The organism is Selenomonas timonae, from assembly GCF_014250475.1.
Lineage (GTDB): Bacteria > Bacillota > Negativicutes > Selenomonadales > Selenomonadaceae > Centipeda > Centipeda timonae.
In genome coordinates, this window is sequence record NZ_CP060204.1 from 154,430 (window position 1) to 173,498 (window position 19,069).

General features: G+C 60.4%; 21 protein-coding genes. 6 read left to right on the forward strand and 15 right to left on the reverse strand.

Annotation, left to right across the window (positions count from 1 at the left end):
- Positions 1–59: 59 nt before the first annotated feature.
- The 6 genes from H1B31_RS00675 to H1B31_RS00700 are packed head-to-tail and all read right to left on the reverse strand — an operon-like array spanning position 60 to position 5,642.
- Positions 60–848 (reverse strand): histidinol-phosphatase HisJ family protein, encoded by a 789-nt coding sequence (locus H1B31_RS00675; protein WP_185980497.1) that lies wholly within the window; start codon positions 846–848, stop codon positions 60–62.
- Entirely contained in the window at positions 845–1,723 is an 879-nt protein-coding gene (gene rsmA, locus H1B31_RS00680) for a 16S rRNA (adenine(1518)-N(6)/adenine(1519)-N(6))-dimethyltransferase RsmA (RefSeq protein WP_185980498.1), read from the reverse strand. The genes H1B31_RS00675 and rsmA overlap by 4 nt, the downstream gene beginning before the upstream one ends.
- Positions 1,720–2,259 (reverse strand): ribonuclease M5, encoded by a 540-nt coding sequence (gene rnmV / locus H1B31_RS00685; RefSeq protein WP_185980499.1) that lies wholly within the window; start codon positions 2,257–2,259, stop codon positions 1,720–1,722. The genes rsmA and rnmV overlap by 4 nt, the downstream gene beginning before the upstream one ends.
- Entirely contained in the window at positions 2,256–2,927 is a 672-nt protein-coding gene (locus tag H1B31_RS00690) for a dTMP kinase (protein ID WP_185980500.1), read from the reverse strand. The genes rnmV and H1B31_RS00690 overlap by 4 nt, the downstream gene beginning before the upstream one ends.
- Positions 2,914–4,380 (reverse strand): aminotransferase class I/II-fold pyridoxal phosphate-dependent enzyme, encoded by a 1,467-nt coding sequence (locus H1B31_RS00695; RefSeq protein ID WP_185980501.1) that lies wholly within the window; start codon positions 4,378–4,380, stop codon positions 2,914–2,916. The genes H1B31_RS00690 and H1B31_RS00695 overlap by 14 nt, the downstream gene beginning before the upstream one ends.
- Entirely contained in the window at positions 4,377–5,642 is a 1,266-nt protein-coding gene (locus H1B31_RS00700; protein WP_009439891.1) for a sensor histidine kinase, read from the reverse strand. Before H1B31_RS00700 ends, H1B31_RS00695 begins: the two co-directional genes overlap by 4 nt.
- 159 nt (positions 5,643–5,801) lie before the next feature.
- Between H1B31_RS00700 and H1B31_RS00705 the strand changes: the two genes are divergently transcribed.
- On the forward strand, positions 5,802–6,254 hold the full coding sequence (locus tag H1B31_RS00705; RefSeq protein ID WP_009439892.1) for a nitrous oxide-stimulated promoter family protein: 453 nt from the start codon (positions 5,802–5,804) through the stop codon (positions 6,252–6,254).
- A gap of 50 nt (positions 6,255–6,304) precedes the next feature.
- Here H1B31_RS00705 and H1B31_RS00710 read toward each other — a convergent pair whose 3' ends face one another.
- The 8 genes from H1B31_RS00710 to H1B31_RS00745 form a co-directional block, all read right to left on the reverse strand.
- Positions 6,305–6,829 (reverse strand): methyl-accepting chemotaxis protein, encoded by a 525-nt coding sequence (locus H1B31_RS00710; protein ID WP_009439893.1) that lies wholly within the window; start codon positions 6,827–6,829, stop codon positions 6,305–6,307.
- A gap of 120 nt (positions 6,830–6,949) precedes the next feature.
- Entirely contained in the window at positions 6,950–8,179 is a 1,230-nt protein-coding gene (locus tag H1B31_RS00715; protein WP_185980502.1) for a copper amine oxidase, read from the reverse strand.
- Positions 8,180–8,205: 26 nt separating this feature from the next.
- Complete coding sequence (locus H1B31_RS00720) at positions 8,206–9,033, reverse strand: polysaccharide deacetylase family protein (protein ID WP_185981187.1); 828 nt, start codon at positions 9,031–9,033, stop codon at positions 8,206–8,208.
- Positions 9,034–9,073: 40 nt separating this feature from the next.
- On the reverse strand, positions 9,074–9,997 hold the full coding sequence (gene whiA / locus H1B31_RS00725; protein WP_185980503.1) for a DNA-binding protein WhiA: 924 nt from the start codon (positions 9,995–9,997) through the stop codon (positions 9,074–9,076).
- 1 nt (position 9,998) lies between these two features.
- Complete coding sequence (locus H1B31_RS00730) at positions 9,999–11,294, reverse strand: gluconeogenesis factor YvcK family protein (protein WP_185980504.1); 1,296 nt, start codon at positions 11,292–11,294, stop codon at positions 9,999–10,001.
- A 3-nt stretch (positions 11,295–11,297) separates the two neighbouring features.
- A complete protein-coding gene (rapZ, locus tag H1B31_RS00735; RefSeq protein ID WP_185980505.1) occupies positions 11,298–12,209 on the reverse strand; it encodes an RNase adapter RapZ in 912 nt (303 codons plus the stop codon).
- Between the two features lie 9 nt (positions 12,210–12,218).
- Positions 12,219–13,013, reverse strand: a complete 795-nt coding sequence (locus H1B31_RS00740; RefSeq protein ID WP_185980506.1) for an HAD family hydrolase — start codon at positions 13,011–13,013, stop codon at positions 12,219–12,221.
- Between the two features lie 3 nt (positions 13,014–13,016).
- The gene (locus tag H1B31_RS00745; protein ID WP_185980507.1) at positions 13,017–13,850 is read right to left on the reverse strand and encodes a Cof-type HAD-IIB family hydrolase; all 834 of its coding nucleotides are present in this window, start codon (positions 13,848–13,850) and stop codon (positions 13,017–13,019) included.
- Between the two features lie 98 nt (positions 13,851–13,948).
- On the opposite strand from H1B31_RS00745, the gene H1B31_RS00750 reads away from it, so the two are divergent.
- The 4 genes from H1B31_RS00750 (at position 13,949) to fumC (ending at position 16,761) form a co-directional block, all read left to right on the forward strand.
- Positions 13,949–14,437, forward strand: coding sequence for a hypothetical protein (locus H1B31_RS00750; protein WP_185980508.1), 489 nt, complete (start codon positions 13,949–13,951; stop codon positions 14,435–14,437).
- A gap of 48 nt (positions 14,438–14,485) precedes the next feature.
- Complete coding sequence (locus H1B31_RS00755; RefSeq protein WP_185980509.1) at positions 14,486–14,824, forward strand: NusG domain II-containing protein; 339 nt, start codon at positions 14,486–14,488, stop codon at positions 14,822–14,824.
- 1 nt (position 14,825) lies between these two features.
- Complete coding sequence (locus H1B31_RS00760; RefSeq protein ID WP_185980510.1) at positions 14,826–15,314, forward strand: Gx transporter family protein; 489 nt, start codon at positions 14,826–14,828, stop codon at positions 15,312–15,314.
- A gap of 82 nt (positions 15,315–15,396) precedes the next feature.
- Positions 15,397–16,761 carry a class II fumarate hydratase gene (gene fumC / locus H1B31_RS00765; RefSeq protein WP_185980511.1) on the forward strand — a complete coding sequence of 455 codons (1,365 nt, stop codon included), beginning with the start codon at positions 15,397–15,399 and terminating at the stop codon, positions 16,759–16,761.
- Positions 16,762–16,840: 79 nt separating this feature from the next.
- On the opposite strand, the gene H1B31_RS00770 is transcribed toward fumC, so the two are convergent.
- Positions 16,841–17,536: a Crp/Fnr family transcriptional regulator gene (locus H1B31_RS00770; RefSeq protein WP_185980512.1), complete on the reverse strand. Its 696-nt coding sequence runs from the start codon at positions 17,534–17,536 to the stop codon at positions 16,841–16,843.
- 164 nt (positions 17,537–17,700) lie between these two features.
- Here H1B31_RS00770 and H1B31_RS00775 point away from each other — a divergent pair, with 164 nt between their 5' ends.
- Positions 17,701–19,065 (forward strand): FAD-dependent oxidoreductase, encoded by a 1,365-nt coding sequence (locus H1B31_RS00775; RefSeq protein WP_185980513.1) that lies wholly within the window; start codon positions 17,701–17,703, stop codon positions 19,063–19,065.
- The last annotated feature ends 4 nt before the right edge of the window (positions 19,066–19,069 follow it).

Here is a 19,069-nt window from a genome sequence, read left to right on the forward strand (position 1 = left end):
CCTCCCCACCCATTCGACTGTATTATATCAGGAAAGAGGGGGAGAGGCAACGGATAGATTCACGTCTCACAAAGCTGCATCTTTCGTTCGCGGAACGTGACAACCTGCAAATCAAACGCGTGGGCAAGCTCGTGCGCACGCGCGTAGTGGCGGCCGACCCCCGCCGTAACGTGCGCGTCGGAGCCGATGGTAACATATCGTCCGCCGAGTTCATGGTAGCGGCGGTAGATTGGGGCGAGGTCCTTGATGCCACGCGGGGTACCGAGGCGGCGCGTATTGATCTCGATGACGGTATCCGTCTCGACGAGGGCGCGCAGCACGGCGTCGATGTCGTCGGTGAAATCGCCATAAGAAAGCTCTGGATCGTCAAAGGTAGCATTTCGTGCGATATAGTCGATGTGTGCAAGCGCATTGATGAACGGATGCGCATAGATCTCGTCGCGCATGACGGTGAGGTATTCGTAATACATCTCCCGTTTCTCGCGCCCCTCGAACGTCTCGGGATAGTAGAGATCCTTCACGTCCAGAAAATGAATCGAACCGAGCACAAAATCAAATGGAGCACGCCGCAGGAATGCGGCGTTCTTTTCGCGCGCGCTCGCCATCATCCCCATCTCGACACCGAGCGAGAGTTTTCCCTCTGCGCGCAGCGGTTCATACGTCGCCCAGTACGCCGCAGGGTCAAAGATGAACTCCTCCTCGCCCGCCGCAGGATATTCATAGTCGAGATGCTCGGTAAAGACGAGCCCGAGCCCCTGCTTCTCCGCCTCTCTGAGCGCCTCTGCCGCCTTCATCTCCGAGTCAGCGGAGAACTCCGTGTGAATATGGCTGTCAAAGTACATCATCATTCCGCCCCTTTTGCAAGATCGCCCACAGCATCGGACAGACGCGCAAAAGCCACAAGTGAGAGCTGCTCACCGCGCATATTCTCCGCGATGCCCGCCGCCGCAAGTCCCGCGCGGCTCTCTTCCTTCGTCAGCCCCGCGCCCGTAAGAGCATTGAGGAGGGTCTTGCGCCGCTGTCCGAACGCGGCACTGACGAGGCGGAAAAAGAGTTTTTCATCCTGCGGGCGCACCGTGGGTACGTCCTGCACATGACAGGCGACGACGGCACTCGTGACCTCGGGCGCGGGCATGAATGCACGCGGCGGCACATCCATCACCATGCGCGGCACGGTGAAATACTGCACGGCGATGGAGAGCGCACCGTAGTCCTTCGAGCCGGGGCGCGCCGTCATGCGGACAGCGACCTCCTTTTGCACCATTGTGACGAGCCGCTCGATGGGCAGACGCTGCTCGAGCAGGGTCATAATGATCGGGGTTGTGATGTAGTAGGGAAGATTTGCGACCACCTTGAAGCGCTCGCCCGCGCGCAGTTCCAATATCTCGGGGATATTCAGCTTCAGGATGTCGCCCGGCACGATCTGCACATTGTCGTAGCCCTTCAGCGTCTCTGCGAGCACGGCAGGAAGTTTCTTGTCCAGTTCGACAGCGACAACGCGCGCTCCTGTCTCTGCGAGCCCCTGTGTCAGAGTCCCAATGCCGGGACCGATCTCGAGCACGATATCTGCAGGTGAAAGTTCCGCCGCATCCACAATCCCCTGCACGACCGACCGATCCACGAGAAAGTTCTGCCCGAGCCGCTTACTCGCGCGCAGGTGAAAGGCGCTGAGGATGTGGCGTGTGACCTTCGGGTCGGCGATTATGGGTGTACTTGCGTTCATTGCAGCTCCTCTATGGCAGATGTAAACTCTTCGCGCGTCACACCGTAGGTGTTGAGACGACGAAGAAATGTCTTCGCATTCGCAAAGCCGAGTCCGAGGCGACGTCCGAGCCGTGCACGGCGAAGGGCGGCATCCTCTGTGCCCGTCAGCCCATGCACCACCAGATCGCTCATTGAAAAGATCTCTGCGGGCTGCTCCATCGGCGTCCGTACCTTTTCGAGTGCGGCACGAATTGCCGCAGGGCTTGCCTGTTCGATGCCGATGTCGCCGTCATTGAAATTCGTTGCCTCCTCGGCGGGGACAAAGGCGTGGCGCGCGTGGGGGAACATCTCTGTGAGGCGTGCACGGATACGCTCGCCTACGGTATCGGGGTCGGTCAGGATGATGATGCCGCGCTTCTCGTACGCGGCGCGGATATTCTTAATCGCCGCACTGCGCAGGCGAAACCCATCCGTGATGATGCAGTCTGCCTCAGCCGCACGCCGCACCGCCCGCACATCCATCTTCCCCTCGACAATGATGACTTCTTTAATCACAGCCGTTTCACAACTTCCCCATACAGGCTCTCATGAATCTCCGCAATCGGCAGCGGCTCTCCATCCGTGCTTGACGGAATCCGCACCCAACCGTAGCGCACGGCGAGGAGGACGTAGGCATCGTGGGCGCGTGCGAGATAGGCGGCGTCGCGCTCGTGGATGTCGGGTGCGGCCCCCTTTTCCTCAGCACGCGCCGCGATCAACCGCTCTGCCGCACACGGCTCCATGTCGAGGAAGAAGACCGCGTCTGGTACTGGCAGCCCCATCTTCCGAAACTCAAGGTCATAGAGCCAATCGAGATAGGCATCGCGCTCCGCCGCATCCGCAATCTTCACCGCCTGATGCACCATATTCGAGGTCGTATAGCGATCGGCGAGGACAATCGCGCCCGCCTCATAGTCCTGCCCCCACTTCATGCGATAGGAGGCGTAGCGGTCGACGGCAAAGAACGTAGACGCCGCATAGGCGTTCACATCGTCCGCGTGCGCGCCAAAGTCCCCGCGCAGGTACATCCGCACGAGCATGGAGGAGTCCGCCTCGTAGTCCGGAAATGTAACGGGCACGACGCGATTCCCCTCGCGCACAAGCCGCTCCGTGAGGAGCCGCGTCTGCGTCTCCTTGCCAGAGCCGTCCCCCGCCTCGATGATAAATAGTTTACCCTTTGCCATACGAACCTTCCGCAATCACCAAGAGTGTCCCGAGCGACGCATCCGCCGCGCCGACGACGCGCGCGCCCACCGCCTTCATCGCAGAGAGATACGAGAGCGTCGCGCCGTCGATCACATCGCCCGCCGCGAGCACGGGAATCCCCGGCGGATAGAAAACAATCGTCTCCGCCGCAATCCGCCCCTCAGCCGCTTCCATACGCACGCACGCATGCGGGGCGAAATACGCCGCGCGCGGCTCCATCCCCATCCGAGGAATCGGCGGCAGTGAGAGAAACGCCGCCGCCCCGCGCGACGTGCACAGGGGCGCGCACGTTGCCGCCATATCCCGCAGCGCCGCAAGCAGCTGCTCCGCCTCGCGCGCCCCGTCCGCATAGGAGAGGAGGAGCAGCACATTCCGTGCGTCGGCAAGTTCCACGGCAATACCGCGCCGCCGCAGCTCCTCCTCCGCCGCAAAGCCCGTAAGGCCAAGCCCCGAGACCTGCACGGTGATCTTCAGCGGATCGAGCGCCATCATCCCAGGAGCGCCCATATGCTCTGCACCGAACACCCACAGCCCCTCGATCTTATTGATACGGCGGCGCAGATCATGCGCACACGAAATTGCAGCGGCAAGACGTTCCGCGCCGCTCTCCGCCATCTGCGCGCGCGCCAGATCGAGCGAGGCGAGCAGGATCTCATTTGGACTTGTCGACTGCACAATGCCCGATGCCGTACGAATCCGCTCCGTCGGCACACGCCCGCCGCGTGCGAGGAGCATCGAGGTCTGCGTCAGCGAGCCGAGCAGCTTATGTGTGCTCTCTGCCGAGAGATCCGCCCCCGCCGCCATCGCGGACGGCGGCAGTTCGTCGGAGAACGCAAAGTGCGGCCCGTGCGCTGCATCCACGAGGAGGAGTTTGCCCTGCTCATGCAGGAAGTCCGCAATTGCCGCCAGCTCCGTCGCCACACCGTAGTACGTCGGATAGACGAGGAGCGCCGCGTGCGCCTCGGGGTGCTCCCGCACGGCGCGCTTCACCGCAACGAGAGATACGCCCATCGCGATGCCGAGCCGTGTATCGATCTCAGGCTGCATGTAGACGGGGCGCACGCCCGTGAGGATCATCGCGCCCACGACGGAGCGGTGCACATTGCGCGGCACGAGCAGGGCATCGCCCGGTGCGAGCGTCGCCATCAGCATCGTGTGAATCGCACCCGTCGTCCCGTTCACCATGAAGTACGCCGCATCCGCACCGTACGCCTCTGCCGCCAGAGTCTCCGCCGCACGGATACAGCCCGTCGGCGCATGCAGGTCGTCCAGCTCCGCCGAGAGCGACACGTCGGCACGCAGCCCCTCCTCCGTAAAGAAGCACTGCAGCATGGGATGCGCCCCGCGCCCGCCCTTATGTCCCGGCGTATGCAGCGGCAGAACACCAAGCCTCGCATAGTGGAGCACAGCCTCCGCCAGAGGCGCGCTCACTCGCCCTCTACCATGCGGTTCTCGACACGCAGATGCACCTTCGTCCCCTGATTCGGCGCAGAGATGATCTGAATCGCCGCGCCGATGAGCTTTGCGCGCTCCTCCATGCCGATCACACCGAAATGACGCCCGCGCAGACGGCGCTGCGTCTCCATATCGAGTGCATCATCCATCTCATCTGTCTGCTCAGGTTCCTCGGGCAGACGATCCGGATCAAAGCCGACCCCGTCATCGGCAATCAGCACGGACAGCGCCTGCTCCGTATAGCGCATGCGCACGCGCACCTTGTCCGTCTTGGCGTGGTGAACGACGTTGTTCAGCGCCTCCTGCACAATGCGGAAAACCGCGATCTCCACATGCTTCGGCAGTGTGTAGTGCGTCCCCTCGAGGCTGAATGTCCCGCGCAGCTTCCCGCGCTCGCCGAAGAGACGGATGAGCTGCTCCACCGCCTGAGGCAACCCCAGATCATCAAGAGCCATCGGGCGCATATCAAAGATGATCTGACGCACGCCCGTGAGGCATTTGCGAATCTCCTCGCGCAGCTCCACGAGGGTCTTCTTTGCTTCCGCCATATCCTGATCCATCAGACGCTCTGTGATCGTCGTTGTGAAGAGCACATTCGCGAGATCCTGCGCAGGGCCGTCATGTATCTCTCGGGAGATGCGGTATCGCTCCTCCTCCGTCGCCTTGATAATGCGCGCGCCGACGAATTTGTCCTTCTGCACCGCCTCAATCTTCCAGAGCACGCCGCTGACCTGTGTGCTGAGATAGCTGAGCACGGAGCCGATGGAGAGCGCCATATGCTCCGCGCGCGCCACGACATTGTGCAGGTAGCGCAGGCGGATCTCGAGCTTGTCGCGCTCCACGCGCATGGACTGCTCCTTCTCGCGCTCGATCGCAAGATTAATCTGGATGATGGACACCGCCTCATAGGTCTTGCGGATCTCATCCTCCGTATGCTCCGCGAAATTCCGACTCACCTCGGCGAGCTTCTGCTTCGCCCGCTGCTCGTCCGCCGCGAGCGCATCCACGCGCTCGATGCTCTCCGCAACGCGCTGCTTCAGCTCCGCGAGCCGCTGCCGCGCGTCGTCCACCTCATTGCGCGTATTCTGGTAGATGTCGAAGATCTGCGTCTTATTGTCCTCGATCGTGTCGATCGTATTCGTCAGCAGCCTGCGCAGCTGCCCCTCCTCGAGCCCCTCTACGGGCTGGTCATCCACACGCTGATAGCCCTGTGCGCGCCGTCTCTCATCTGTCCGCATCGTACCCTCCTAAACACCCATATATTTGCATTGTACCCCATTTCCCCGCAAAAGTCACGCAGACTTCTCCCTTGCTTTTTCCTTAAAAAATCGGTAAAATGACAAATTGGAGAGAAACGCATCATAAACATAGATAAGACGAAAGCACAGGTGAATCGCATGAGCATCTTTTCACGCTTCCTCCCGAAGCGCAAACCGCCCGAACTCAAGAACAACATCCCGAAGGAGAAGGAGAACATCCGCAAGACCTTCGGCGTATACTGCAGCAAGCACCACAGCCCGAAGGGCGGCAAGCTCTGCCCCTCCTGCACGGCGCTCCTCGCCACGGTCTTCACGAAGATCGACCGCTGCCCCTACGGCATCACAAAGCCGATCTGCGACCGCTGCGACCGCCCGTGTTTCGGGGCAAAGGCGACGCAGGACTTCCTCACGATCATGAAGGGCACGCGCGGCATGTTCCTGCGCCACCCGATCATGACGATCAAGCACAAGCTGGCGAGCATGGGCGTTGACTACGCGAAGTACCAGCAGGATAAGAAGGTCAGCGACAAGGCAAAGGCGAAGGAAAAGGCGGCAAAGGCGCGCGCAAAGGAAAAAGAGAAGAAGAAGTAAGGGCATAGAAAAACCTCCCGTTCGATTGCGGGAGGTTTTTTTGTTCCGTATCAGGCGAGATTCTTGATATAGTCCTTCAGCTCGTCCGCCGCACGGGTCACGCGCGAGAGGTTCGCCGTGATCTCCTGCGTCGATGCCGCCTGCTGCTCGCTGATGGAGCCGGTCGTCTCGATCGACTTCGAGATATCTTCGACGGCGCGGTTCATCTCATTCAGCGTCACCTGAATGCGCTCCGTCGCCTCACGCGACTGCTCGGCAAGCTTGCGCACTTCCTCTGCGACAACTGCGAATCCGCGCCCCTGCTCGCCCGCGCGCGCCGCCTCGATGGCCGCGTTCAGTCCGAGCAGATTCGTCTGACCCGCGATATTCGTGATGAAGTCGATGACCTTGATCGTGTCGGCGTTGCGCTCCTGCAAGAACTTCGCCTGCTTCACGGACTCCTGTCCTGCACTCGCCAGCTCCGTCGCACTCTTTGCGACCTGCTCGATCGCCTCGTAGACCGTCTGCGTCGAGGTTGCGATCTGCTCAATCGCGGTGAGCAGGCGCTCGTGGTCAATCTTTGTCTCTTCTGCCATGTTTTGCTTCCTCCCTGATCCACCCGGATATGAATGATTTCGTTGTACGCTTGCTATGTTTTTATTCAACGTACATAAGAAAAACCCTTCTCAGATGAAAAATTTATCTGTGCAAATTCTTCATTTCTCAGGCATGAGAATGATGTTCACTGGAAGGTTCGATGCACCCGGCGGTGAATACTCGAAGGACACCGGCTGCGCGCTTGTATAGGTACCGAGATCGGCGAGCTCCGTATACTGCGTGAGGAAGAGCAGCCCCTCCTCACGCGCCTGTGCAACCTGTTCCGTCTCGGGCAGTGTCTGATCGCCGAAATAGGCACGCGTTGCGGGCGTCTGAACGAGCGCTCGCTTGCCGCCGCTCTCTGCGCGCACGGCGCCTGCATAGACACCGCCCAGCGGGCTCAGTAAGTAACGCGTATTCTCGCGACCCGCCGTCGGAATATTGATCTGATAGAGAATGCCGTAGTTGCCATAATTCACAACGGGCGAGCCGTCCGTCGCGTCGATGCCGCGCCGGTAGACATCGTGGACATTGTCGCCGATCGGGAAATAGACCGCGCCGTCCATCGTCGGACGGTAGGTTTTCTGCGAGGTGATGACGCGGTTCATCCCGCGGAACGTCCCGCGCAGTGCGATCTCATCACGCGGCAGCACGCGTGCGATGCGCAGGAAGGCAAAGGGATCAACATCCGCCCCGTACATGATGACCGAGACGCGCACGGGCGCGTTCGCGTGGAAATCGTAGACGCCGTAGACGAGCTGCCCCGGCGCAAGCACCGTCTCATTCATCGCGGGCACGAGCAGACGCGGGCGCTCCTTCGTCACATAGATGTGCTCGTTCATCTCGCGCGTGTCAAAATATCCGATCTGCGTCGTCTTGCCGACGTGCAGATAGTCCGAGCTCGGCGCTGCCGCCGCACCACGCGTCACCGTGACGGTCGCGAGATCCGCCTCCGTCTCGAGGACGACCGCAACCTTCTTCGGCTGCGCGGTATCGTTCAGATGATAGTAGAGCACGCGCGCGTCACCCGTCACCGTATCGCGGTAGAGAATGCCGACCTCCTTCACGTACTCCGGGCTGTCCGAGAAGAGCAGCGTGCCACCCGTATCGTAGGACTCCACGTCCCATCTGTGCATGAGGCGCGATGTACCCGGCGAGAAGATGCGGTTGCGCGGCAGCTCCGTCGAGCCGAGAATGCTCGCAACACGGTCGCGGATATTCGCCTGTGCCGTACCGCGCTCTCGCATGATCGTTGTACCTTCCCCGTGCTGTGCAGCGAGTGCCTGCCCCGCCGTGCAGACGAGGGCGAGCGTCAGCGCCGCCATTTTCTGAAACATTCCCTTATTCATTTCCCTCTGTTGCATTCCCTTCGTTTTCATTCATCTCCGCGCAGCTTTGCCCGCAATGTCTCGATGCCCATACGCACGCCGTCCGGCAGCTGCGCGAGTCGCACATCCAGACGCGCGGCGATATCCGCCTTCATGAGCCGCAGACGAAACTCCGTCAGCCCGAAATGCGGCGGCGGAATGTTCACGCGGTGCAGGAGATACGGATTCGTCTCCACATTGTTCAGCCCCGCCTCGCCCGTCACCGCCGTCAGGTAGTCCTCCTCGGCAAGCATCGCAACAATCCCCGCATCATACGCCCCCGTCGGATAGGAGAAGCTATAGATGGTTTTCAGCCCCTTCCACTCGAGCATCAGCTTCGAGAGCCGCAGCTCCTCGCGCTGTTTCTCGGGGGGCAGTGTCGTCAGCGGAATGTGGTTCGCCGTGTGGCTGCCAATCTCCATACCACGCCGCTCCATGTCAAAGAGATTGTTCCATGTCATATAGCCAGGGAGACCGATATCATTCGTCACCACATAGAACACCGCTTTCATGCCGCGCTCTTCGAGCATCGGCAGGATCACACGGTGATTGTCCTCGTATCCATCATCAAAGGAGAGGATGATGGGCTTCTCCGGCAGCGTCTGCTTGCCCTTGCGCGCACGTGCATAGTCCTGCGGCGTGATCGTCGTATACCCCTCTGCCGCGAGGTAGTCGAGCTGCTCGGCAAAGTCAGCGGGCGACACAACGTACTTCTCTGCACCGGGACGCGGGTTCTCTGTAACCATGTGATACTCGAGGATGGGAAAACCCGCCGGCGGCTCTGCGGTCAGCACCCACGCCACAAATGCCAAGAACAGGAGCACGGGCAGCGGCATCCCCTTTGAAAGCAACCGCGCGATTCCTCTGATCAAAACGCTATACCTCCTCCGCCAACGTGCAGATCTTCCGCAGACGATGGCTCATACCCGACTTGCTGATGTGGCAGAGCGCCGCGAGCTCCGCCATTGTGATCTCCGGATGTGCGCGCCGCATCTCTGCTGTCTCGCGTAGATCCTCGGAGAGCGATACGAGACGTCCAGCTGCTGCAAGGCGCTCGATTGCCGCAAGCTGCCCCGCCGCAGCGTCTACGGCACGCTGCAGATTCGCTGTCTCCACATTGACGAGACGGTTCACCTGCGCGCGCACCTCCTTGAGGTTGCGTGCGACCTCGATCTCCTCTGCCGCCTCCTCCGCACCGATCAGCGCGAGGAAGTCCATGACGGCATCGCCTTCCTTGAGGTAGACCACGTAGGTATCACGCCGGTCGGTCAAGCCGACGGGGAAATGCAACCGCCGCAGGAGCGTGTGAAGCGCACGCCCCATCGTCGCACTCTTCGCCGTGATCTCGAGATGACAGCTCGCCTCGGGACGGTTGACGCTGCCGCCGCCGAGGAATGCACCGCGCAGATACGCCGCACGGCAGCATTTCTTGCGGATCAGCTCCATATCCGTACCCGCGCGCAGCGTCCCCGCCTCGAGGAAGCCGAGGCGGGTGAGGAGCGGCGTGACAGCCTCTCCTGCTGCAATATTGACGATGTATGTGCGCCGTCGCAGCTGTGGTGTGCGCTCCATTGCGACCGAGGTCTCGATCGCAGCGTCCATGGTGCGCAGGAGACGGATCACGCGGCGTGCAACGGCGGCACTCGCCGCCTCGAACCGCAGCCCGAGGCCGAGCTCCCCGTCCGTTACCATCGACGCGCCCATGCGCAGGAGTGCGGCAAGCTCTGCCGTCTGACAGCACTCACGCTCAGTATCCGTACGCGAGAGCTCATTCTTTACATCCGAGGCAAACGAGGGCATCTCAGCTCACCCGAAAATCGTAGATCATGCGCATGACGTTGCGGCTCAGCTTGTCGGGGTCATGCCGCACAGCATCCGACTGATTGATGATGTCGGCCGCAACAAAGCCGATGCCGAGCGCGTTGATCGCCGCCTCGTCCACGGCGACGGGCACAATTCCCTCCGCCGCATACTTTTCGCGCAGTTCATCCGAGATCGGTGCGCTGTTGACGAGCATAAAGTCGATCGCGCCGCGCCCCGCATGCTTGATGATTGCCTCCGCGTGCATGGAGGCCGTATAGCCGTCCGTCTCGCCAGGCTGCGTCATGACATTGCAGATGTAGATCTTGAGCGCGCGGCTCTTGCGGAGCTCCTCCGCCACGCCGTTCACAAGAAGGTTCGGCATGATGCTCGTGTAGAGACTGCCGGGACCGAGGATGATTGCATCCGCCGTGCGGATCGCTTCGAGTGCGGACGGCACGGGCGCAACATCCTGCGGATGAAGACGAACGCGGCGAATGCGCCCCGGCACCTCGGGGATGTGGGACTCGCCCTCGACGACGGTGCCGTCCTCGAGGATCGCATCGAGGCGCACGGACTGCTTCGAGGCGGGGAGCACACGCCCTTTGACCGCGAGAACCTTTGAGGACTCGCGCAGCGCCGTCTCCATATCGCCAGTGACCTCCGCCATCGCCGCGAGAAAGAGGTTACCAAAGCTGTGACCCGCGAGATTGCTCCGCCCCTCGAAGCGATGCTGAAAGAGTTTTTCCATCAGCGGCTCGGTGTCGGCGAGCGCAACGAGGCAGTTCCTGAGATCGCCCGGAGGGATGATGCCCAGCTCCTCACGCAGACGTCCTGATGAGCCGCCGTCATCTGCGACCGTCACCACCGCCGTCACATTGCTCGTCAGTTCCTTGATTCCGCGCAGGAGCACGGAGAGTCCGTGGCCGCCGCCGATTACCGTGACCGCAGGACCTCGGCTGAGGCGCGTCTTTTCATAGACGAGATCGACGAGGCGCGCCGATGTCCCCTCAGGCATCAGCGCCGTGATGACGGAGCGGATGATGTGCCGCGTCGCGAGCAGCATGAGCCCGCTGCCGAGAAGTGCAACCGCCGTCCCCGCAATCGCCGTGAAGCCGTAGTCATAGCTACCCTGCCACGTATAGACGAAGCGGAAGATCGCCTCCTCGATGCTGTCGATGTATTTGTAGTTGAAAATCAGGGCGACCCCGAGGCCGACGCAGAGCGTTCCAATCGCAAAGACGAAGAGCCAGCGCTTGAAGCCCATGCCGGGGTAGAGCCATTTCATCAGATGCATGAACTAGCCCTCGCTCACGTGTTCATGCACCTCATTCTTCATGAGGTCGCGATGCTCGAGATGCGCCGCATAGCTCCCCTTGATCCGATCGTAGAGGTGCTTTGCGATAAAGACGCTACGGTGCATGCCACCCGTACAGCCGATGGCGATGACGAGCTGGCTCTTGCCCTCCTTCACGTACTGCGGCAGAAGGAAATCGATCATCCCGTCGAGCTGCTGCTCGAATTTCTGCGTCACATCCCACGACTCGATGTAGGAGGAGACCTGCGGAACCGTGCCGCTCTTGTTGCGCAGTGAGTCCACATAGAACGGATTCGGCAGGAAGCGCACGTCAAAGACGAGGTCGGCGTCGAGCGGGATGCCATACTTGAAGCCAAAGGAAAGGATATTGACATTCATCTCCGCGTCCTTGCCCGGCGTATCGTAGTGCTGGCGGATGATCTCGCGCAGCTCAGCCTTGCGCAGACGGGAGGTGTCGATCAGCTGCGTCGCGCGTGCACGGATCTCTGCGAGCTGTCCACGCTCGCGCGTCACGCCCTCCGAGATGCGCGCATCCGGTGCGAGTGGGTGGGGGCGGCGCGTCTCCTTGTAGCGGCGGATGATGACGTCGTCGGACGCCTCAATGAAGAGGAGCTCATAGGCAACATCCCCCGCATCCAGTTCACCGAGAATGCGCACAAAGTCGTCGAAGAACTCGCGGCTGCGCGTGTCCACAACGATCGCCGCGCGGCTGATCTGCCCGTGCGTCTCGCGGCAGAGGTCGATGAATTTCGGAATGAAGACGGGGGGCAGATTGTCGACGCAGAAATATCCCAAATCCTCCATATAGCGTGCGGCAAGCGATTTGCCGCCGCCAGACAGCCCCGTCACGATCACGGGGCGGAACTTCTCCACCGCACGTTTCACGTCTGCCATAGTATCACCTCACAGTACGAATTTCTCAATCGCAAGCGCAATCCCGTTCGCGTCGTTCGACGCCGTTATATAGCGCGCCCGCTCCTTTGCACCCGGAAGCCCGTTCTCGGGCACGACGGAGAACGCGCCCATCTCGAGCATCTCATAGTCATTGTCCGCATCGCCCGCGACCATCACCTCATCGAGGGTCAGCCCCATCGCATCCGCGAGTGCCTTGACACCGACCGCCTTATTCACGCCAGGCGGGTTGATGTCGACGCTCGTGCCCGTATTCTGCTGCGGCACGAGCTGATCGCCGAAGCGCTCCTGCACCGCACGCACATAGGAGTCGATGCCCTCGTCCAGCTCGCGCAGGACGAATTGCGGGACATTCTCCGTATAGCGCAGAAAGTCACGCCCGACACCGTTCACCACGAAATGCGCCGTCGTTCGATAGGCGGCAAAGTATTCCTCACGGTACTCCGGTGCGTAGATCTCCATGCCGATGTACCAGTTCACGTACCAGTCACGCTCGTAGGCAAATGTCAGAAACTCGCGCGTCAGAGCGGGATCGAAATAGCGTGCAAAGACGGGAGCCCCCTCCGCTTTTCCAACATAGCCGCCGTTGCAGCAGATAACGGGCGCATCCGAGGCAAGCAAGCGCGCAAAGTAGAGCGCCGAGCGCAGCATGCGTCCCGTCGCAATCGTCACAGTGACGCCGCGCGACATTGCGCGAGCAAGAATGTCCTTTATGCGTGTCGTGATCTTCTTGTCCGATGTCAAGAGCGTTCCGTCCAGATCGAGCGCAATGAGTTTGATTGCCATGACTCAGCCCTTCATCGGCACGGGCGCATCCGCCCCCATGCCGAGCACATAGTGATAGATCGCCGCCGCAAGCCCGTTCTCCGTGCAGGAGAGGGTCTCGTAGTCCGTCACCGCTTTGACCTCGGGGAACGCGTTGCCCATAGCAACACTCTTGCCCGCCGCCTTCAGCATGGGCAGATCATTGTATGCATCGCCGATCGCCATCGTCTCCTCGATCGCGACGCCAAGTTTGTTCGCAAGCGACCTCAGTGCCGATGCTTTAGAGATCCCCTTCGGCACGATCTCGATGAGGCAGTCCGCCGAGCGCGTCACATCCACCCGATCGCCGAATGCCGCAAGCACCGCCTCCGAGCGTACGAGCGTCACATCGCGTCCCTCGGTCACGAGGAGCAGCTTGCAGTTGCCCGCCGTATGTGCAAACATGCCGTCCCACCCGACCGCCTCGCCTGTGAGCTTCTGTGAGTTCTCATAGAAGCGTGACTCGTCGCACGCCTCGACATAGCGCAGAACGCCACCGCTGTATGTCTGGATGTACCAGTCGCGCTCCTGACAGAACGCGATGATGTCATGCGCAAGCGCCGCGTCAATCGTATGCTCCTCATAGACGCGCCCGCTCGGGCTCTTGATGAGCCCGCCGTTGTACGAGATGATCGGCACATCGACGCCAAGCGCCTGTGCAACGGGCAGCGCCGCCTCGAACATACGCCCCGTCGCAATCGTCACCACGACGCCCGCCTCCGTCGCACGGCGCACCGCCGCAATATTCTCTGCCGAGACCACATTGCCGTCCGGCAGCATCGTCCCGTCCAGATCCGATACAAACAGCTTGACCGCCATTTCGTCCCCCTCCTGTATTCCCTGTGTTTTATCTGCTGACAAAGAGCTTTCCCCTATGTTATAATACCCCGAAACGATTCATCGAAAGGAGGCGCGCCTTGCAGAACATCGTCCGCAAATTCCTTATCCTCGTCGCCCTGCTCCTCATCCTCGTCGGCATCTTCGGTCTCTCCTACACCTATCAGATCGACCACCGCAGCGCGCGCAGCCTCTCAGCATACGCGCGCATCGACTTTCAGGCATCCTACACGGGCGAGGGACGGCTCGAGGGCGCGACACTCACGCTCTGGGACTATCGCTTCGACGAGGCAAAACTCCTGCCCGACGTCGTCCTCTACACAGACGGCGCCGCATGGGAGATGAAGGCAGTCACGAAATACACGCCGCGTCCCGTTCCCGATGCAGACAGCCCATACAAGAACGAAAACAAATTCTTCGTCGAACTGCCGCGCGCGAGCCTCCCCGCCATCAGCAAGGCGACGGGCATCCGCGTGCGCTTCTACTACGACAACGGCCAGACCATAGACCTGCCGCTGAACGAACCCGACCTCGCCTATTGGCAGCGCGAACTCGGACGCGGCATCTAAAAGCTATTGTACTGTTATTGAAAACATTCGTCAAGGCAGGGAACTCCAATGAAGAAGAACGACCTCGTACTCATCGGCGCGCTGCTCCTCCTCTGCGGGATCGGCGCCATATTTTTTTTCACGCACGCGGACAGTGAGGCGCGCCACGCCGTCATTACGCAGAACAATGTCGAGCTCTATGACATCCCACTCACAGGACATACGGGCACGGAGGAGATCCGCATCTCTGACGAGGACGGCGAGAATATCATCCGCATTGAGGGCGAGACGATCGCTGTCATTGACGCCGACTGCCCCGATCTCGTCTGTGTGCATACGGGTGCGGCATCGAAAAAGGGCGACGTGATTGCCTGCCTGCCGCACAAGCTCCTGATCGAAGTGAAATGATATGAACGGACTTCAACGGATCACACGCATTGCGCTGCTCACGGCGCTCTCGCTCATTCTCTTTATCCTCGAGGGCTTCCTCCCTCTGCCGCTTCCCGTCCCGGGTGCAAAGCTCGGACTTGCCGCCATTGTCACACTGATTGCACTCTATATGCTGCCAGCACGCGACGCGGCACTCATGCTCACACTGCGCATCATCCTCGCCTCCGCCTTCGGCGGCGGACTTGCCCCCATGCTCTACAGTCTCGCAGGCGGTGCGGCGAGCTTTGCAGCGATGGTGCTGCTGAAACGATACACGCAGCTCTCCATCGTCAGCATCAGTGCGGCGGGTGGCTTCCTACACAATATGGCGCAGCTGCTTGTCGCCGCCGCAGTCTTGGAAACCACGGCACTCTTCGTCTATGCGCCCATGCTTGGCATCGTCGGCATACTCACGGGCATACTCATCGGCATCACCGCACGCGGAATTTTACAGAAAACATCAAGATAAATATTCTTATTTTCATCGTTTTATGCTATACTGTCATTAGCAGATTTTTCTCTCTACTATGAATTTAAGGAGGACAATCCAAATGGAGTATCGCATCGAACATGATTCCCTCGGCGAAGTCAAGGTGCCCGCAGACAAGTATTGGGCGGCGCAGACGGAGCGCAGCTTCGAGAACTTCCCCATCGGCATTGAGAAGATGCCCGCCGAGATCATCCACGCATTCGGCATTCTGAAGAAATCCGCCGCGATTGCAAACAACAAGCTCGGCAAGCTCGACGAGAAGCGCCTCGATGCCATCAAGGCGGCATGCGATGAGATCATCGCGGGCAAACTCGCAGAGCATTTCCCGCTTGCGGTCTGGCAGACGGGCAGCGGCACTCAGTCGAACATGAACGTCAACGAGGTCATCGCGAACCGCGGCAACGAGATCGCGGGCGAGAAGATCCTCCATCCGAACGATCACTCCAATATGTCGCAGAGCTCGAACGACACCTTCCCGACAGCCATGCACATTGCCGCCGTCATTGCGATCGAGGACGGACTCTTCCCGAGCATCGATCTCCTTGCGAACACCTTCCGCCGCCTGATGAAAGAAAACGAGGGCATCGTCAAGACGGGGCGCACCCATCTGCAGGACGCCGTGCCCATCTCCTTTACGCAGGAGATCAGCGGTTGGCTCGCCATGCTCGAGCAATCGAAGAAGCAGCTGCAGGCGGCGCTCCCCTTCCTCCACGAGCTTGCGCTCGGCGGCACAGCGGTCGGCACGGGGCTGAACACGCCGAAGGGCTTCGATGTCGCCGTTGCCAAGGCAGCGAGCGAACTGACGGGCAAGAACTTCGTCACTGCGCCGAACAAGTTCCACGCACTCACGAGCAAGGATGCGATCGTCTTTGCACACGGCGGACTCAAGGGGCTCGCGGCAAACATGATGAAGATTGCAAACGACATCCGCTGGCTCGCCGCAGGTCCGCGCTGCGGTCTCGGCGAGATCACGATCCCCGCGAACGAGCCGGGCAGCTCCATCATGCCGGGCAAGGTCAACCCAACCCAGTGCGAATCCGTCACGATGGTCGCCGTACAGGTCATGGGCAACGATGCCGCCATCGGCATTGCCGCCTCGCAGGGCAATTTCGAACTGAACGTCTTCATGCCCGTCATGATCTACGACTTCCTCCAGTCCGCGCGGCTGCTCACCGACTCCCTCAAGTCGTTCAATGACCGCTGCGTCACGGGCATCACGGCGAACCGCGAGAAGATGCACGAGAACCTGCATCGCTCGCTCATGCTCGTCACGGCGCTGAACCCATACATCGGCTACGAGAACGCTGCAAAGACCGCGCACAAGGCATTCGACGAGAACATCAGCCTCAAGGAGGCGTGCGTCGCCCTCGGTTTCCTCACCGCTGAGAAATTCGATGAGGTCTTCCATCCCGAAGAGATGGTGTAAAATTTACGTTTCCTCATGAGAAAATGGGCTGTCACACGAAGTTTTCCAGCTTCGTGCAACGGCCCATTTTTGCGCCCCCCTAAATCGCCAAAAAATCCGGATTGAGCACGCGGAGCGTCTTACGGTCGTAGTCGATGATCCCCTCGTCGCGCATATGGCTCATCTCGCGGCTGAGCGCACTGCGCTCCACGCCGAGATAGCGCGCAAGCTGCGTCTGGTTCAGCTCACGCACGGCAGTACCATCCCCCTCCACGGGGATTGCCTGCAGGTAGACGCTGAGCTTTGCGCGGATGCTCTTCTGCCCCATGATGCGGATCTTGTGCTGATAAAAGGTTCCCTTCTGCGAAATTCTGCGCAGCATATTCAGCGTGAACCGCCAGAGATGCGGGTCGCTGCACGCGGTACGCTCGTAGAGCTGTCGGAACTGCAGGCGCAGGATCAGCGTATCGCTGAGTGCCTTGACGAACATACGGCTTGCCGCGAGATTCGCCCCCTCCATCGTCTCGCCGAAACTCTTGCCCGCCTCAAAGATATTCATGTCGATCTGGTCGGCATTCTCATTGAGAAAGGACACCTCAATCGCACCCGTGAGGATAATCCCCGTCACAATCGGCGCGCGCCCCATGCGCATGATATCCGTGCCTGCCGCATAACGCTTCATCTCACCGCCAAGCGCATTCAGAAGTTCCGGCAGAGCTTCTGCGGGGATTCCCTCAAACAGATCGTGCTGCAGCAGGAGTTCCGTGTGCGGTGCCAGTATTTCATGCGTCAGCATAGTCCGCTCCTTTCCATGACAGAGAATAATTCTCTATCATTATAGGAGGAATCCACGAATTTGTAAATGAGACGCACATTTTTTCCACAATATTTCTCTTCATTGTGTCAAAAAATGCTATAATGGCAGCAGTCATACAACGTTCAACAGAAATGGAGCATACCATGCAGAACACATCATATCAAAATCTCATCATCGGTTTTGGCAAGGCGGGCAAGACACTCGCGGGCTTCCTCGCAAAGAAAGGCGAGACGGTCGCCCTCGTCGAGCGGTCAAAGGCGCGTTACGGCGGCACCTGCATCAACGTTGCCTGCATCCCGTCGAAATCCCTCGAATACAGCGCGCGTCTCTCGGCCGAGATCGGCGGAGGCTTTGCTGCAAAAGCGGAACGCTATCGCGCCGCCATCTCGGAGAAGCGCCGCCTCACTGCAATGCTGCGCGAGAAGAACTACGCGAAGGTAACGGGCACAGGTGCTGTCGTCATCGACGGAGAGGCACACTTTGTCGATGCGCACACGGTCTCTGTGACGACGGCAGACGGGGAGCAGCGGATCACAGCGGAGCGCATCTTTATCAACACGGGCGCAGTCCCCTTCGTCCCGCCGATCCCAGGAGCGGCAGAGAGCACACACGTCCACACGAGCGAGACCATGATGGAGTTGGACGAACTGCCGGAGAAACTTGTCATCATCGGCGGCGGCTACATTGGGCTGGAATTCGCTTCCTACTACGAGAACTTCGGCTCCTCCGTCGCAGTGGTGCAGGACGGCGATGTCTTTATCCCGCGTGAAGATGCAGAGATTTCCGCACGCGTCCTGCAGCAGATGAACGACCGCGGCATCCACGTCCTGACGGGCGCAAAGATCATGCGCATCGAGGACGGCGCTGCGGGCGCAAACGTCGTCATCCAGGCGGCGGACGGTGAAAAGACGCTTGCGGCAAACGCTATCCTCATCGCCACGGGACGCCGCCCGAACACGGAAGCGCTGAACCTCGCGGCGGCAGGTGTACGGCAGACGGCGCGCGGCGCGGTGGAGGTCGATGAACACCTCCGCACGAATGTCCCGCATATCTGGGCGATGGGCGATGTCACAGGCGGACTGCAGTTCACCTACATCTCCCTCGACGATTTCCGCATCGTAAAGGATCAGCTCGCAGGTTCCTCCGAGCGTACGACGGCGAATCGCGGCGCAGTCCCCTACTCCGTCTTCCTCGACCCGCCGCTCTCGCGCGTCGGCATGACCGAGGCAGAGGCACAGTCGGCAGGCTTTGACGTGCGCGTCCTCCGCCTCGAGGTTGCAGCCATTCCAAAGGCGCAGGTTTACAAGAAACCAGCAGGCATCCTGAAGGCAATCGTAGATGCAAAGACCGACACAATTCTCGGCGCGCATTTCTTCTGCCCCGAGTCGCAGGAGATGATCAACCTCATGAAGGCGGCAATCGACCATGGCATTACCGCCCGCGCGCTCGGCTCTGCCATCTACACGCACCCGACCATGACCGAGGCACTGAACGACCTCTTTGGATGAAAAG

What these genes read in the sequence shown, in the direction of transcription:
- H1B31_RS00720 (WP_185981187.1), bottom strand. Translation starts at nt 9,033, where the DNA reads ATGCCGCTGCCCGTGCTCCTGTTCTTGGCATTTGTGGCGTGGGTGCTG.
- H1B31_RS00690 (WP_185980500.1), bottom strand. Translation starts at nt 2,927, where the DNA reads ATGGCAAAGGGTAAACTATTTATCATCGAGGCGGGGGACGGCTCTGGC.
- H1B31_RS00760 (WP_185980510.1), top strand. Translation starts at nt 14,826, where the DNA reads ATGAACGGACTTCAACGGATCACACGCATTGCGCTGCTCACGGCGCTC.
- H1B31_RS00730 (WP_185980504.1), bottom strand. Translation starts at nt 11,294, where the DNA reads ATGCATCTGATGAAATGGCTCTACCCCGGCATGGGCTTCAAGCGCTGG.
- H1B31_RS00745 (WP_185980507.1), bottom strand. Translation starts at nt 13,850, where the DNA reads ATGGCGGTCAAGCTGTTTGTATCGGATCTGGACGGGACGATGCTGCCG.
- H1B31_RS00705 (WP_009439892.1), top strand. Translation starts at nt 5,802, where the DNA reads ATGAGCATCTTTTCACGCTTCCTCCCGAAGCGCAAACCGCCCGAACTC.
- H1B31_RS00675 (WP_185980497.1), bottom strand. Translation starts at nt 848, where the DNA reads ATGATGATGTACTTTGACAGCCATATTCACACGGAGTTCTCCGCTGAC.
- whiA (WP_185980503.1), bottom strand. Translation starts at nt 9,997, where the DNA reads ATGCCCTCGTTTGCCTCGGATGTAAAGAATGAGCTCTCGCGTACGGAT.
- H1B31_RS00700 (WP_009439891.1), bottom strand. Translation starts at nt 5,642, where the DNA reads ATGCGGACAGATGAGAGACGGCGCGCACAGGGCTATCAGCGTGTGGAT.
- H1B31_RS00715 (WP_185980502.1), bottom strand. Translation starts at nt 8,179, where the DNA reads ATGAATAAGGGAATGTTTCAGAAAATGGCGGCGCTGACGCTCGCCCTC.
- H1B31_RS00740 (WP_185980506.1), bottom strand. Translation starts at nt 13,013, where the DNA reads ATGGCAATCAAACTCATTGCGCTCGATCTGGACGGAACGCTCTTGACA.
- H1B31_RS00775 (WP_185980513.1), top strand. Translation starts at nt 17,701, where the DNA reads ATGCAGAACACATCATATCAAAATCTCATCATCGGTTTTGGCAAGGCG.
- rsmA (WP_185980498.1), bottom strand. Translation starts at nt 1,723, where the DNA reads ATGAACGCAAGTACACCCATAATCGCCGACCCGAAGGTCACACGCCAC.
- H1B31_RS00770 (WP_185980512.1), bottom strand. Translation starts at nt 17,536, where the DNA reads ATGCTGACGCATGAAATACTGGCACCGCACACGGAACTCCTGCTGCAG.
- H1B31_RS00755 (WP_185980509.1), top strand. Translation starts at nt 14,486, where the DNA reads ATGAAGAAGAACGACCTCGTACTCATCGGCGCGCTGCTCCTCCTCTGC.
- fumC (WP_185980511.1), top strand. Translation starts at nt 15,397, where the DNA reads ATGGAGTATCGCATCGAACATGATTCCCTCGGCGAAGTCAAGGTGCCC.
- rapZ (WP_185980505.1), bottom strand. Translation starts at nt 12,209, where the DNA reads ATGGCAGACGTGAAACGTGCGGTGGAGAAGTTCCGCCCCGTGATCGTG.
- H1B31_RS00710 (WP_009439893.1), bottom strand. Translation starts at nt 6,829, where the DNA reads ATGGCAGAAGAGACAAAGATTGACCACGAGCGCCTGCTCACCGCGATT.